This window comes from Caulobacter sp. FWC2 (assembly GCF_002742625.1).
In the GTDB taxonomy this organism is placed as follows: domain Bacteria; phylum Pseudomonadota; class Alphaproteobacteria; order Caulobacterales; family Caulobacteraceae; genus Caulobacter.
The window spans coordinates 2,701,679-2,715,548 of record NZ_PEBF01000001.1; the positions used below are offsets into that span (position 1 = coordinate 2,701,679).

The 13,870-nt window shown below is 68.6% G+C and carries 12 protein-coding genes; 2 read left to right on the top strand and 10 right to left on the bottom strand.

Features of this window, described 5'->3' with window-relative positions:
* Positions 1 to 51: 51 nt before the first annotated feature.
* From CSW62_RS12945 to CSW62_RS12990, 10 genes are all read right to left on the bottom strand, one after another.
* Positions 52 to 2,079: a heavy metal translocating P-type ATPase gene (locus CSW62_RS12945; protein WP_099578380.1), complete on the bottom strand. Its 2,028-nt coding sequence runs from the start codon at positions 2,077 to 2,079 to the stop codon at positions 52 to 54.
* Positions 2,080 to 2,191: 112 nt separating this feature from the next.
* The gene (locus CSW62_RS12950) at positions 2,192 to 2,656 is read right to left on the bottom strand and encodes an SRPBCC family protein (RefSeq protein WP_099578383.1); all 465 of its coding nucleotides are present in this window, start codon (positions 2,654 to 2,656) and stop codon (positions 2,192 to 2,194) included.
* Positions 2,653 to 2,994, bottom strand: a complete 342-nt coding sequence (locus CSW62_RS12955; RefSeq protein WP_099578385.1) for a DUF190 domain-containing protein — start codon at positions 2,992 to 2,994, stop codon at positions 2,653 to 2,655. The genes CSW62_RS12950 and CSW62_RS12955 overlap by 4 nt, the downstream gene beginning before the upstream one ends.
* 51 nt (positions 2,995 to 3,045) lie before the next feature.
* Positions 3,046 to 6,282 (bottom strand): CusA/CzcA family heavy metal efflux RND transporter, encoded by a 3,237-nt coding sequence (locus tag CSW62_RS12960; RefSeq protein WP_099578387.1) that lies wholly within the window; start codon positions 6,280 to 6,282, stop codon positions 3,046 to 3,048.
* On the bottom strand, positions 6,279 to 6,653 hold the full coding sequence (locus CSW62_RS12965; RefSeq protein WP_099578389.1) for a hypothetical protein: 375 nt from the start codon (positions 6,651 to 6,653) through the stop codon (positions 6,279 to 6,281). The genes CSW62_RS12960 and CSW62_RS12965 overlap by 4 nt, the downstream gene beginning before the upstream one ends.
* Positions 6,654 to 6,655: 2 nt before the next feature.
* Positions 6,656 to 7,819 (bottom strand): efflux RND transporter periplasmic adaptor subunit, encoded by a 1,164-nt coding sequence (locus CSW62_RS12970; protein ID WP_099578391.1) that lies wholly within the window; start codon positions 7,817 to 7,819, stop codon positions 6,656 to 6,658.
* Complete coding sequence (locus CSW62_RS12975) at positions 7,816 to 9,072, bottom strand: TolC family protein (protein ID WP_099578393.1); 1,257 nt, start codon at positions 9,070 to 9,072, stop codon at positions 7,816 to 7,818. Before CSW62_RS12975 ends, CSW62_RS12970 begins: the two co-directional genes overlap by 4 nt.
* Before the next feature lie 54 nt (positions 9,073 to 9,126).
* Positions 9,127 to 9,486 carry a hypothetical protein gene (locus CSW62_RS12980; RefSeq protein ID WP_099578395.1) on the bottom strand — a complete coding sequence of 120 codons (360 nt, stop codon included), beginning with the start codon at positions 9,484 to 9,486 and terminating at the stop codon, positions 9,127 to 9,129.
* Between the two features lie 47 nt (positions 9,487 to 9,533).
* Entirely contained in the window at positions 9,534 to 11,492 is a 1,959-nt protein-coding gene (locus tag CSW62_RS12985; protein ID WP_099578397.1) for a cytochrome c/FTR1 family iron permease, read from the bottom strand.
* A gap of 51 nt (positions 11,493 to 11,543) precedes the next feature.
* Positions 11,544 to 12,200 (bottom strand): cation transporter, encoded by a 657-nt coding sequence (locus tag CSW62_RS12990; protein WP_099582286.1) that lies wholly within the window; start codon positions 12,198 to 12,200, stop codon positions 11,544 to 11,546.
* Positions 12,201 to 12,267: 67 nt separating this feature from the next.
* Between CSW62_RS12990 and CSW62_RS12995 the strand changes: the two genes are divergently transcribed.
* The gene (locus CSW62_RS12995) at positions 12,268 to 12,672 is read left to right on the top strand and encodes a helix-turn-helix domain-containing protein (RefSeq protein ID WP_099578400.1); all 405 of its coding nucleotides are present in this window, start codon (positions 12,268 to 12,270) and stop codon (positions 12,670 to 12,672) included.
* A gap of 71 nt (positions 12,673 to 12,743) precedes the next feature.
* Entirely contained in the window at positions 12,744 to 13,868 is a 1,125-nt protein-coding gene (gene dinB / locus CSW62_RS13000) for a DNA polymerase IV (protein WP_099578402.1), read from the top strand.
* Positions 13,869 to 13,870 lie beyond the last annotated feature (2 nt).

The following is a 13,870-nucleotide window of genomic DNA, read 5'->3' on the forward strand; positions in this document are numbered from 1 at the left end:
GCTTGACCCCGCCCGAAGGGGCGGAGCCGGCGAAGGCCTTTTAGCCCGGACTCAGGCGGTCCGATCCCGATAGGCCAGCAATCGCAGCGCGTTGGCCACCACCAGCAAAGTCGATCCTTCGTGGAACACCACGGCCGCGCCGATCTTCAGGCCAAACAGCGTCGCCGGGATTAGCACCACAACCATGCCCAGGCTAACCCAGAGGTTCTGCTTGATGATCCGGCTGGTCTGCCGGCTGAGACCAACAGCGAAAGGCAGATGGCTCAGATCGTCGGCCATCAAGGCCACATCCGCCGTCTCCAGCGCCACGTCCGATCCCGCCGCGCCCATGGCGACGCCGACGGTCGCATTGGCCATGGCCGGCGCGTCGTTGACGCCGTCGCCGACCATGGCGACCTTGCCTTCCTGGGCTTTCAGCTCGCGGATGATGGCGACCTTGTCCGCGGGCATCAGCCCGCCGCGCGCCTCGTCCAGACCAAGCTCCTTGGCCACCCCGCTGGCGACGGTCTGGTTGTCGCCCGACAGCATGATGATGCGCTTGACGCCCAAGGTGCGAAGCCGCGCGATCACGCCCTTGGCGGCCGAACGCGGCGTGACCATCAGGCCCAGGGCGCCCAGAAAGCGATCCCCGTGGCGCACGACCATCACCGTGCGCCCCTGCGCTTCCAGGTCTTCAGCCAAGGCGCGCATGGCCTCAGACAGGACCGGCGCATCCTTGCCGTCGAACAGGCCCGGCTTGCCGATCACGGCGTCCTGGCCTGACACCCGCGCCTGGACGCCCTTACCTGTCAGACTGCTGGCCCCGTCAGCGACAAGACGCGGATGATCCCCCAAACGCTCTCCGCCATCCCGAACCACCGCGGCGGCCAGCGGGTGATCGCTGAGCGCTTCGACGGCCACGGCTACGGCGAGCAGTTCGCGCTCATCGACAGCCTCCAACGGGCGGACGTCCGTCACCCGGGGCTTGCCCTCGGTCAGGGTCCCGGTCTTGTCGAACGCCATGGCGTTCAGGGTGCCCAGGTTTTCGAGCGGGCCGCCGCCCTTGACCAGGACGCCGCCGCGTCCGGCCCGGGCCACACCGCTCAGAACGGCGCTGGGAACCGAGATCGCCAGAGCGCAGGGACTGGCGGCGACCAGCACCGCCATGCTGCGATAGAAGCTGACGCTGAACGGCTCGTCGATGACCAGGAAGGCCAGCATCAGGAGGCCGACCCCGATCAGGACCGATGGCACGAAGATGCGTTCGAACTTGTCGGTGAACTGCTGGGTCGGCGAGCGCTGGGCTTCGGCTTCCGCCACCATCTTGACGACCCGGGCCAGGGTGGTTTCGGACGCCTTGCGCGCTACGCGAACATCGAGCGCCCCCGCCCCATTGATCGTCCCGGCGAACACGCGGTGCTCGGCGCTGGCGCGCTCGAAGCTGATGGCGGGGTCGGCGACGGGGCGCTTGTCGACGGGCACGCTTTCGCCGGTGACCGGGGCCTGATCGACACTGCTCTGGCCGGCCACCACCACGCCGTCCGACGCGATCCGCTCATTGGGCCGGACCAAGACGATGTCGTCGATCTGCAGGTCTTCAACCGGCACCTCGACGACCGTGTCGCCGCGCCGGACGCTGGCGCGTTCCGGCGCCAGCTTGGCCAGGGCCTCAATGGCGCGGCGCGCGCGGCCCATCGCGAAATGCTCCAGTGCATGGCCAATGCTGAACAGGAACAGCAGCAGCGCGCCCTCGGCCCACTGTCCCAGGGCCGCGGCGCCGGCCGCGGCGACCAGCATCAGGCTGTCGATCTCGAACTGGCGCTTGCGAAGGTTCTCGATCGCCTCCTTCAGCGTGAAGAAGCCGCCCAGGCCGTAGGCGATCAGGAAGAAGGCCAGGGGCGCCAGGCCGGTCAGGCGCAGACTTATCAACCAGCCCGTGGCCAGGGCAACGCCCGAGCCGATCGCGAAGATCAGTTCGGTGCGCTCACCGAAGACGCCGCCATGCGCGTGGTCGTGACCGCCCGCTTCGCCGCCACCATCATGGTCGTGCTCGTGACCGGGCTTTTCGCCGTCTTCAGGGTGTGGCTTGGCGGTGGCCATGGGGTCGTCTCCGGCGTCAGGGTGCGGTTTGGCGGCGATGGCCGCCAAACCCAACGGTCGAGATGGCTTCAAGGCTCACCAAGCCCCTCGGCGGTATGAAAAAGTCTCGGCGTCAAAGTCGGATCTTTGGCAGGGCTAGCCGACGGGCGATGGCGGCGTCGAGCGCCCGCATGACCCCGCCATAGGTGCGCAGCAGACCCTTGCCGATCAGCCCTCTGAGCCGGCCATCGCATTGGACGCTATGGCTGATCTGCGTCCCGGCCCGCACCTGGGCGATCTCGAAGGTCTCCAGGAGCCGGATGCCAAACCCACCCATCCGCCAGGCGATCAGGCGGCCGGGCTCACTGACCACGACCTCGCCGGCCATCACGAAGGGCGCCGGGATCTTGCCGACCCAAATCCGAAAATCCAGCTGCCCGGGCCCGGCTTGCCTGGCCGCCGGCACGATGGTCAGGAACGGCGCCCAGGTCGCATAGGCCGGAAGATCGCTGATCAGCTTGAACGCCATCTGCGGCTTGGCGGCGACGATCTGGCTGGTGGTCAGAATGAACGGATCAGCCTGCGCGACGGCGGTCATGAAACCGCCCGGACGGGGCTTGGCGGACCGCGGCGCAGGACCTCCACGCGCTCCAGCGTGACGAGGCCGATGTCGGGCAGGTCGTCCAAGGTCGCGACAAAGGCCCGCAAGGGCTCCTCCTCGTCGATGATCTCGATGACGATCGACTGGTCGTCGTCGAGGATATGGCGGGTATGGGTATGGGCCGACTTGCCAAAGCCGATCAGGGCCTGAAGCACGGTCGCCCCGGCCAGCTTGGCGTCGCGGACACGGGCGGCGATCACCTCGAAGACGCGGCGGTCGCCAAAATAGGTCGCCTCGTCTGTGTAGATCCTCAGCAGCATCATTGAAGGACTCATGGCGCTCTCCGGAAGGAACGCCCCGACGCCAAGCGACGCCGGGGCGCAGGGCTAGTGGGCGGTCAGGGGTTCGGCGTCGTGATCGACCTTGGCCGACCGGCCGCCGATGCGCAGGATCACCTGACTGATGGCCGGCAAGACGAGCAGGGTCAGGGCCGTGGCGGTGATCAGGCCGCCGATGACGACGATGGCCAGGGGCTTTTGCACCTCGGCCCCCGTGCCATGGGCCAGGGCCATGGGCACGAAGCCGATGGCCGGAACCAGGCCCGTCATGATCACCGGCCTCACCCGCTCCATGGTCCCGTCGATGATCGCCTGGGTCAGTTCGACGCCGTCTTCCAGCCGCTGGCGCACGCTGCTCATGACCACCAGGCCGTTGAGCACCGCCACGCCCGACAGGCAGATGAAGCCCACCGCCGCGGACACCGAGAACGCGATCCCGGTCAGGCCCAGGGCGAAGACACCCCCGGCCAGGCCCAGCGGCACGGCGGTAAACACCGCCAGGGCCCGGCCGATGCCGCCCAGCGCCATGTAGAGGATGGCGAAGATCAGGGCGAAGCACAGCGGCACGACAATGGCCAGGCGGTCGGACGCGGCCTTCAGGTTCTGGAACTGGCCGCCCCATTCGAGCCAGGCGCCGGACGGCAGGGCCACCGCCTCGACCTTGCCCGTGGCCTGCGCCACGAACGAGCCGACGTCGCGGCCCCGAACATTGGCCTGGATCACCACCCGACGCTTGCCGTTCTCGCGGCTGATCTGGTTGAGACCATCGGCGAATTTGAACTGGGCGACGGCGCGGAGCGGAACAGAGCCCCGAGCATGGCCCGCTTCCTCGGGCAGCATCACCGGCAAGGCGCCCAGGACGTCCAGGTCATTGCGGGTGGCGGCCGGCACGCGGACAACGACGGCGAAGCGCCGATCGCCCTCGAACACCAGGCCGGCCTCCCGGCCGCCCAGGGCGGCGGCGACGGTGTCGGCCACATCTTCGACGCTCAGACCAAAGCGCGCGATGGCCGCGCGGTCGAACTGAACGTCGAGGGTCGGGGCCCCGTCGGTCTGTTCAACCCGGACGTCGGCAGCCCCAGGGGTCGCTTGCAGGGCCGCGCCGATCTTGGCGGCCGCGGCGCTCATCTCCTCCAGATCATCGCCATAGAGCTTGATGGCAACGTCGCCACGAACCCCGGCGATCAGTTCGTTGAAGCGCATCTGGATCGGCTGGGTCAGTTCGAAGCTGTTGCCGACCAGGCCGTCGAGCTTGGCCTGCACCCGTTCCAGGATGTCGGCCTTGCTGTCGACGCCCTTGGGCCAGTCCTTCTCGGACTTGAGGATCACGAAGCCGTCGGAGATGTTGGGCGGCATCGGATCGGTAGCGACCTCGGCGGTGCCGGTCTTGGAGAACATCCGCTCCACTTCCGGCAGGCTGGTGATCGCCTGTTCGACCTTCCTCTGCATGGCCAGCGACTGCTCCAGGGAGGTCGACGGAATGCGCTGGGAAGACAGGGCGATGTTCTTTTCATCCAACTGCGGAATGAACTCCTGGCCCAGCAGGGTGAAGACCACCCCGGCGATGGCGAAAAGACCAAGGCCCGCGGCGATGAACGGCCAGGGCCGAGCAACCGAGCGGCGCAGGACTGGCTCGTAGATCCGCTTGATCCAAGCCACGACCGGGACGTCCTTTTCGGCGACCTTGCCCCGGATCAGCAGGGCGACCATGGCCGGCACGAAGGTCAGGGACAGCACGAAGGCGCTGGCCAGGGCCAGCATCAGGGTGATGGCCATGGGCGAGAAGGTCTTGCCCTCGACGCCCGTGAAGGTCAGCAGGGGCGCGAAGACCAAGAAGATGATCGCCTGGCCATAGACGGTCGGACGGATCATTTCCTGCGAGGCCAGGACCGTTTCCTGCAATCGCTCGCGCAGGGTCAGCAGCCGGCCCTCGTGGTGCTGGCGTTCGGCCAAACGCCGCAGGCAGTTTTCGATGATGATCACCGTACCGTCGACGATCAGGCCAAAGTCCAGGGCGCCCAGGCTCATCAGATTGCCCGAGACCTTCAGCCCGTTCATGCCGATGGCGGTCATCAGGAACGAGAACGGGATGATCAACACCGCGATCAGCGCCGCGCGGACATTGCCCAGCAGCAGGAAGAGCGCCGCCGCCACCAGCACCGCGCCCTCGAGCAGGTTTCGCTCGACGGTGGCGACGGTGGCGTTGACCAGCTTGGAGCGGTCGAGCGTCGGGGTGACGATGATCCCTGGCGGCAGGGACTTTTCGACCTGGGTGAGTTTCTCGCCGACTGCCTTGGCGACGGTGCGGCTGTTCTCGCCGATCAGCATCAAGGAAGTGCCGATCACCACCTCGTGGCCATTCATGCTGGCCGCGCCGGTGCGAAGCTCGCCGCCCAGCTTGACGGCGGCGACGTCCTTGACCGCGACGGCGACACCGCCACGCGTAGCGATAATCGCGTTGGCGATCTCGTCGATGCTTCGGATCCGGGCGTCGGCGCGAACGAGATAGGCCTCGCCCGCCCGCTCGACGAAGTTGGCGCCGACCGAGAGATTGGCCGCCTCCAGCGCCTTGGCCAGTTCGGAGAACGAGACGCCATAGGCGGCTAGCTTCACGGGATCGGGTTCGACCACGTACTGCTTTTCAAAACCGCCGATGGTGTCGATGCCGGCGACGCCGGACACGCCGCGCAGCTGGGGACTGATGATCCAGTCCTGGACGGTGCGCAGGTAGGCCGCGCGGGAAACATCGTCGTTCAGCCGAGCGCCATCAGGCGTCAGGAACGACCCGTCGCTTTGCCAGCCCGGCTTGCCGTTCTGGATCTTCGCGCCGCGACCGCCGGGATTGGCGAAATCGATGGCGTACATGAAGACTTCGCCCAGACCGGTGGTGACCGGGCCGATCTGCGGCTGGACCCCTTCGGGCAGGCTGTCGCGGGCCTGGGCCAAGCGTTCATTGACCTGCTGGCGCGCGAAGTAGAGGTCGACGTTCTCCTTGAAAACGGCGGTGACCTGGGAAAAGCCGTTGCGCGAGATCGACCGGGTGGTCTCAAGACCCGGAATGCCGGCCAAGGCCGTCTCGACCGGGAAGGTCACGCGTTTTTCGATCTCGATGGGCGAGAGCGACGGGTCGCTGGTGTTGATCTGCACCTGCTTGTTGGTGATGTCGGGCACGGCGTCGATCGGCAGCTTGGTCAGCTGCCAGGCGCCCAGCACCGAGATGCCCAGGACGACGAACAGCACGGCCCAGCGGGCGCGCACCGAGAAAGAGAGAAGCTTGGCGATCATCGGCCCGCCTCCATCGCGCGATGGTCAGCCAAGTGATGACTGACCACGATCCGGGCGACATCCGAGGCCGCCACATCCAAGCGCACGGCGTAGCCGGCCGGGTGGGATCCGCGTCCGCCGTTCAGAAGACCGTTCCATCGCGTCGTGCGATGCGCGATCAGCACACCGGTCGCCGCATAGGCGTCGACATCGAGATGGCCACCGGCCACGACGACCGTCGCGCTGCCGCGACGCACCTGGCCGGCGACGAGCAGACCTTTTGGGTCCGGATTGGCGTGGGCCCAGAGAATTTTGAGTCGCGGGCTGGATCGAGTTTCGATCACAGGCCCGGCGACCGCCGCGGGCGGCGGCGGGAGGTTCATCGACGCCATGACTATTCTTCCTCCCCGCTACCCTTGCCGAGTTCGGCCTTGAGCAGGAAGGCGTTCTTGGTGGCGACCTTCTGGCCGGCCGAAAGACCGCCGAGGATCTCCACGCGGCCGGCGCTGCGCGCCCCGACCTGAACGGCTGCCGCCTTGAAGCCCTGGGCGGTGCGGACGAAGACCACGTCCTTGCCTTCCAGGGTCTGGACCGCCTCCTCGGGCACGACGATGCCGCCGGTCCCCGACGCGCGGGCCGGCAGGATGCGAACCCGCAAGGTCTGGCCCGGCTGCAGGATGCTGGCGCCCTCCGGCAAGGTCAGCACCACCGTGGCGGCGCGGGTTTCGGCGTTGAGGCCGGGCGTGATCGAGCGGACCGCGACGTTGAGCGTGCGACCATCCGTCAATTCGAGGACGGCGCGGTCGCCTGGCGCGATACGCTGAGCGTCGGGTCCGGTGACCGAGGCCTCGATCTGGATCTGGCGCGGATCGGCGACCCGGAAGAGTTCGGTCTGGGGTTCGACGAAGGCGCCCAGGCTGACCGACGCGGCGGTGACGCGGCCGGCGATCGGACTGGTGACCATGACGCCCCGGCCATCGGCCGTGACCCGCGCGGCGCCGGCGGCGACCTGTGCGCGGCGCGCTTCGGCGTTGGCGGCGGCCGCTTCGGCCTGCGCTTGCTCATAGTCCTGGCGCGGTGAGATGCGCTGGTCGTAGAGCGACTTCTCGCGGGCCAGGGTCTTCTGGGCCAGGGTCGCCTTAGCGCCGGCTGCGGTGCGGTCGGCGGCGATCTGGGCCGCGTCGCCGCTTTCGACGATCGCCAGGGTCTCCCCCGCGCGCACCGGGTCGCCTAGGCGCTTGAAGATGCGGGTGACCGCGCCCCCGGCCCGGGCGGTCAGGACCGCCTGGCCGCTGGGCGAGGCCGTGACCGCCCCCTGCGCCAGGATCTCGGCCGAAAGACCGCCGGCCGCGACGGTTTCGGTCAGGATGCCGGCCGAGGTAATCGCCTCGGGCTTCAGCACGACCTGGTCGACATGACCCTCGGCGGCCGCGGGCGCTTGGGCGGCCGGAGCCGCCGGAGCCTTTTGGGTGAGCTTGGCCAGGCCAAACCCGCCGACGCCGGCGATCAGCACGGCGGCGGCGACGCCGCCATAGAGCGGCATGGAAGAGGACTTCATGGTTGGTCTCCAAACGGCGCGGCGCCCTGCAGGCGCGCGAGGCCGGCTTCGGCGGTGAGCCGCTCGAGCCGGGCGTTGAGGATCTGGTCGCGGGCGTCGATCAGTGCGCGACGGGCGTTGAGGACTTCGACCAGCGGCAACTTGCCGCCTTCGTAGCCCAAGCGGGTCAGGCGGTAGGCCTCGGTGGCCGTCGTTTCGGCCTGCCGACTGGCCCCCACCCGGATCTGGGCCGCGTCCGCCTTGGCCAAGGCCGAAGCGATCTCGGCCTGGGCGTCGAGACGCGCGGCGTTGAGCCGGGCGTCGGCGGCGACAAGGGCCGCTTGCGAGGCGGAGATATTGCCCTTGTTACGATCGAAGATCGGAAACGGCGCGGAGACGCCGGCGACCAGGGCGGTGGCGTCATCGCCCGCCAGGCGGCGAACGCCCAGCGACACCGACACGTCCGGCGCGGCGCGGGTCTGTTCGACCCGAACCCGGCGCGCGGCCGCCTCCCGCTCGGCCTGCGCCGCCAGATAGGGCGGCGTGGCGATCGGATCGACGACCGGCAAGGGCTCCATCCGATCGGCGTGGGCTAGGAGACTGAAAGCGATCGAGGTGATCGGCAGGTCGCCGCCGGCCAGAGCCGTCAGCCTGGCGAAGGCGCCGGCGCGCTCGGCTCGGGCTTCGCCCAGTTGGGCGCGGGCCGCTTCAATCACCGACTGGGCCTGGAGGCTGCGCAGGTCGGCCTCCTTGCCGGCCTCGACCATGGCCCGGGTGACGCGAAGGTCCTCCTCGGCCAGGGCGATCGCGTCGCCGGCCAGCTTCAGCCGAAGATCGGCGGCCTCGGCCTGGGCGTAGGCGGCGGCCAGGTCGAACGCGAAATCACCCTGGGCCTGGGCGGCCTTGGCGCGGGCCGCTTCAAGTTCGGCGCGACCGGCGGCGATGCGGGCCGGACGCTTGCCGCCCAGTTCCAGCGCCTGTTCGAACGCGGCGGTGCTTTCGGCGGCGTCGCCGCCCTTGAACGGGCCCGATCCGCCGAAGTTCTCGACATTGAGGCTGAGCGTCGGGTTGGGACGGGCTCCGGCCTGGCGGGCCAGGCCTTCGGATTGGGCGACGTCCGCGCGGCTTTCGGCCAGACGGGGGGCGGCGGATTGGGCCCGCCGCAGGAGTTCGGCGAACGGGGGCGCCGGGTCGGCATAAGCCGGCGCGGCGCAAAGCGCTCCCGCGGCGGCGCAGGCCAAGGCCGCACGGAGCGGCCATCGAGTCGATGACATGAGAATCCTCGCGATGTGACGGAAAAGAGCGCGCGCGAAATCGCGCGCAGTCCGTCAGGCGCGTGGAGGACGTTCGGGGCCGGCCGGGGCAAGGGACGGCGCGGGGCTAGCGTTGAGGGTCGGATGCAAGGTCTGGCGCAAGGGACGCACCGGCTCACTGTCCAGTTGGGCGATCAACATCGGCGCACTGTGGTGACAGTGCCCGTGCTGGCAGACATCCCCGCCGTCATGGCGATCGGCCGGCTTGGAGTCCGGCTTGGCCACGGAGGCGACCTCGGCGACCGGCGCGGAAGCCACGCCGCTGTCGCCAAAGCAGACCGCGGCGTCGATCGTCGGCGAGAGAACCATGAGCGCCAGCAGGCAGGGCAACAGGAGCCCTCCCACGCCGCGCCACCATGTTCTCAGCTGCTTCATGCTCGCCCTATAGCCTTCGAGGATCGATCCGTGAATGCGTTACAAGATCACGCTCGGTCGCCTGCCTGCCCGGCCGCGCTCGCCCCACGCCGTGACCACCAGAACCCGATGACCAGGATCGCCAGCGTCAGCGCCTGGGCCGCGCCCCCCTCTATCGTGGGGAAAAAGCCCAGCAGCTCGATGCGTGGCAGGGCCAGCGGGTGCAGGTCCAGAAGGCCCGCCTCCTGCAACGCCGCGACGCCCTTGCCGGCCAGGACGACCGCCAGGATCGCCATCAAGCTGGCGCTGTATTCGAAGAACTGGCCGATCGGCAGGCGCTTGGAGAACCGCAGCATGGCCCAGGCGATGATGGCCAGTACGACGATGGCCAAGGCCACCCCCGACAGCACGGCCGTCGCGCCGCTCTGGGTCCAGAGCGCGGTCAGGAACAGGATGGTCTCGAAGACCTCGCGATAGACGACGATGAAGGCCAGCAGAAACAGGAACCAGGCCGACTGCTTGGAGAGCGCATGGGAGAGCTTCTCGCGGATATAGACCTGCCAGGCGTCGGCCTGGGCCTTGCCGTGCATCCATAGGCCCACCGAGATCAGCACCGCCGCGGCGATCACCGAGCCGAACCCTTCGGTCAGTTCGCGGCTGGCGCCGCTGATCGAGATGAAGAAGGTCGCCGCCGCCCAGGTCAGGCCGCCGGCCGCCAAGGCCGCGATCCAGCCGCCGTGGACGTAAGGCAGGACATCGGTTCGCTCGGCCTTGCGCAGGAAGGCGATCATGGCGACCACGATCAGCAGGGCCTCCAGACCCTCGCGCAGCAGGATGGTGAAGGCGCCGGCGAAGCTCGACAGGCTGCTGGCCTTCTCCGGCGCCAGGGCCCGACCGGCGGTGGCGAACAGGGCGTCCAGGCGCTCGATCTGGCTGCGGACCTCGCTGGCCGGCGCGGCCTTGCCGATCGCACCACGCACATCGCCCATCGCGCCCTCGATGCGCCGCATCAGGGCCGGGTCGCGCGCGCCCAGGATCGGTTCGACAGGCTCGAAGCCGTCGAGATAGGCGGCTAGGGCCAGGTCGGCGGCGGCCTTGCGGTCGCCGGCCTCATAGGCCTTGAGGCTGGCGGCCAGCTTCTGGTGGGCCACTTCGAGCGAGCCGCCGTCCTTGCGGGTGGCGACCTCCGGGTGGCGGCGCAGATAGGCGGTCAGGGCGCGCGCCCTGGTCTCGCCAATGGTCTTGGCCAGGGCGGCGGGCGTCTCCTGGGTCAGCGCCTGGAGGTTGGCGAAGTGGGCGCGCACGGCGGCGTCACCGTTCCAAAGTTTCTCGCCCTCGGCGGCCTCGGCGTCGCTGAACGCAAAGCGCCCGACATAGAAGGCCAGGTCCCAGCGATCGTCGGACGGCAGGTGGGCGTAGCTGGCCATGGCCGTGCCGTCGAGCCCCTGCTGGATCACCTGGTAGAGGCCAAAGACGCTGCGCTGGCGAGCGCGATCGGCGTCGGCGAAGGCGATCGGCGGCGGATCCAGACCCGCCGCATTGGGACCGTCGGCCTTGCCGGTCTCACCGTGGCAGGCCGAGCAGTTCTCGGCATAGAGGGCCGCGCCGCGCGCCAGGTCCGGCGCCCGAGTCGGAGCCAGGGGCGTGGGATAGGTGGCCAGCAGGTCGTTGGCCAGGGCGTGGGCCTTGGTCGAGACCACAGCCGGCTCCTGCTTGGCGGCGATCGTCGCCTGCAGGCTTTCGGCTTGGGCCAGCAGGGCGGGCTGGGCCTTGGTGGCCGGAAGGCCGGCGATGCGCTCGCGCACCTGGCCGGCGAACTCGTTCATCTCGGCATATTCGGAAGGACTGATGACCTTGCCGTCCTTCACCGCGCCGGCGTAGTCGACCGACAGGTAGTCCAGCAGTCGCCAGGCGGTCTGGGACGAGGTCGCCTCCTGGGCGTGGGCCATCGGCGCCACCGCGAAAACCAGGACCGCCAACAGACCGGCAAACATCGAGGCCAAGCGGCCCTTGAGATCAGTAATCATTATCAATCCATGGGCGCAAAGCGGCGCATGTGGCAAGAGCTTGAGCATGTGTCAGGAGGTCGCGAGGTCGGCGCGGTGTTCGTCGAGGGCTTGGCGGATGATCTGGTAGGCGGACATAAGGAAGACCCCAGCCAGGAGCACGCCCACGATCAGGTCGGGCCAGCGCGAGCCGGTCAGCCAGACCAGAACGCCGGTTGCGGCGACGGCCAGGCACTGGATCAGATCGTTGCGCGTGCAGAGCCACACCGAACGGACGTTGGCGTCGCCGTCGCGGTAGCGAACCAGGAGCCCTGCGGCGACCAGATTGGCCAGGGCGCCAAACAGCCCTAGGGCCGAGATCGCCTCACCGGACGGCGCCGCGCCGCTCCAAGCGCGCCACGCGGCGAACCCGACAACGGATAGGGCGACCACACCGAGGCTGACGCCCTTGAACAACGCCGCGCCAGTGCGAACGGCCACGGAGCGTCCGATGGCCCACAGGCTGATCGCGTAGGTGGCGCTGTCGGCCAGGAAGTCCAGGGCGTTGGCCGACAAGGAGGCCGAGCCCTGGATCAGGCCACCAATCAGCACGACGACAAAGCCGACCAGATTGATCGCGATCACCCACGCCAGGGCGCGGCGATAGGCTGGGGTAGCGCCGTCGAACTTCACCTCGGCGCCGCAACCACAGCCCGAGGCGACCGGCTTGCTGGAACAAGAGTCGCTCATGACGCCACCGTGCATCCTCTAGCCACTAGAGGATCAAGGGCCTATTTGCGTCGGGTGAGGAAATCCCATGACCCTATCGATCGGCCAGTTGGCCAAGGCCTCGGACGTCAAGGTCCCGACCATCCGTTTTTATGAGGAGATCGGCCTGCTGCCCGAGCCGATCAGGACCGCCAATGACCGGCGTGTCTATGATGGGGCCGCCGTCCGGCGCCTGGCCTTCATCCGCCATGCCCGGCAGCTGGGTTTCTCGGTTGAAGCGATCCGCAATCTGCTGGATCTTTCCGACCACCCCGAACGCCCTTGCGGCGAGGCCAACCTGCTGGCTACCCGCCAGCTTGGCGACGTCGAGGCCAAGATCGCCCAACTGGAGACCTTGCGCGGCGAACTGCGGCGAATGGTCGAGGCGACCTGCGACGGCCGAGCCGCCGACTGCCGGGTCATCGAGGCGTTGGCCGGACAGGCGGCCGCCTGAAGGCCAGCGGCTGGCGCCGCGACGTTACGCGATGTTTCCGTTTCGTTCCCACCCTGCTAAGCTGTTCGTTGATGGAGTCGGAACCGCGCAAGATCATCCATATCGACATGGACGCCTTCTTTGCGTCGGTCGAACAGCGTGACGACCCCAGCCTGAAGGGTCGCCCGCTGGCGGTGGGCCACGGGGCCAGACGCGGCGTGGTCGCCGCCGCCAGCTACGAGGCGCGCGCCTTCGGCGTCCGCTCGGCCATGCCCTCGACCACGGCGCTACGCCAGTGCCCGCAGTTGGTTTTCGTGCCGCCGCGCTTCGAGGTCTACAAGGCCGTCTCGCGCCAGATCCACGCGATCTTCGCCGACTACACCGACCTGATCGAGCCGCTGTCGCTGGACGAAGCCTATCTTGACGTCACCTTGAATAGACGGGGCCTGACCACCGCCACCGACACCGCCCTGGAAATCCGGGCTCGGATCCTGGCCGAGACCGGCCTGAACGCCTCGGCGGGGATTTCCTACAACAAGTTCCTGGCCAAGCTGGCCTCGGATCAACGCAAGCCCAACGGCCAGTTCGTCGTCCCGCCCGGCAAGGGCGAGGCCTTCGTGCAGGGTCTGCCGATCGGCCGTTTCCACGGGGTCGGCGCGGTCACCGAAGCCAAGATGAAGCGGCTGGGCATCCACACCGGCGAGGACCTGCACCGCCAGACCCTGGCCTTTCTGCAGCATCATTTCGGCAAGTCGGGGTCCTGGTACTACGCCATCGCCCGCGGCGAGGATCAGCGTCAGGTCAATCCGGACCGGGTGCGCAAATCGTCCGGCTCTGAGACGACCTTCGACCAGGACCACACCGCGCCCGAACTGATCGAAGCCGGCGTCCTGGCCATGGCCGACGATGTCTGGGCGTGGTGCGAGAAGACCGGCGCACGCGCCCGCACGGTCACCGTGAAGATCAAATGGGCCGACTTCCAGCAGGCCACCCGCAGCCGCTCCCTTCCCTCGCCCGTCGCTGACCGCGCGACCTTGCGCCGCGCGAGCCTGGACTTGGTCCGCTCGGTCTATCCGCCGCGCCTGGGCATTCGCCTGGTCGGCGTCACCTTGTCCAACTTCGACCAGGCGATCACGCTGAAGGACGAGCAATTGGGCCTGGGCCTGGACAGTCCTCTCGCCGCGCCGACGCTGGCGCGCGCCGTCCACTTCGCCTAAGG

Excerpts from the sequence above, each read along its gene's own strand:
- CSW62_RS12945 (WP_099578380.1), bottom strand. The coding sequence starts at position 2,079 with ATGGCCACCGCCAAGCCACACCCTGAAGACGGCGAAAAGCCCGGTCAC.
- CSW62_RS12950 (WP_099578383.1), bottom strand. The coding sequence starts at position 2,656 with ATGACCGCCGTCGCGCAGGCTGATCCGTTCATTCTGACCACCAGCCAG.
- CSW62_RS12955 (WP_099578385.1), bottom strand. The coding sequence starts at position 2,994 with ATGAGTCCTTCAATGATGCTGCTGAGGATCTACACAGACGAGGCGACC.
- CSW62_RS12960 (WP_099578387.1), bottom strand. The coding sequence starts at position 6,282 with ATGATCGCCAAGCTTCTCTCTTTCTCGGTGCGCGCCCGCTGGGCCGTG.
- CSW62_RS12965 (WP_099578389.1), bottom strand. The coding sequence starts at position 6,653 with ATGGCGTCGATGAACCTCCCGCCGCCGCCCGCGGCGGTCGCCGGGCCT.
- CSW62_RS12970 (WP_099578391.1), bottom strand. The coding sequence starts at position 7,819 with ATGAAGTCCTCTTCCATGCCGCTCTATGGCGGCGTCGCCGCCGCCGTG.
- CSW62_RS12975 (WP_099578393.1), bottom strand. The coding sequence starts at position 9,072 with ATGTCATCGACTCGATGGCCGCTCCGTGCGGCCTTGGCCTGCGCCGCC.
- CSW62_RS12980 (WP_099578395.1), bottom strand. The coding sequence starts at position 9,486 with ATGAAGCAGCTGAGAACATGGTGGCGCGGCGTGGGAGGGCTCCTGTTG.
- CSW62_RS12985 (WP_099578397.1), bottom strand. The coding sequence starts at position 11,492 with ATGATTACTGATCTCAAGGGCCGCTTGGCCTCGATGTTTGCCGGTCTG.
- CSW62_RS12990 (WP_099582286.1), bottom strand. The coding sequence starts at position 12,200 with ATGAGCGACTCTTGTTCCAGCAAGCCGGTCGCCTCGGGCTGTGGTTGC.
- CSW62_RS12995 (WP_099578400.1), top strand. The coding sequence starts at position 12,268 with ATGACCCTATCGATCGGCCAGTTGGCCAAGGCCTCGGACGTCAAGGTC.
- dinB (WP_099578402.1), top strand. The coding sequence starts at position 12,744 with ATGGAGTCGGAACCGCGCAAGATCATCCATATCGACATGGACGCCTTC.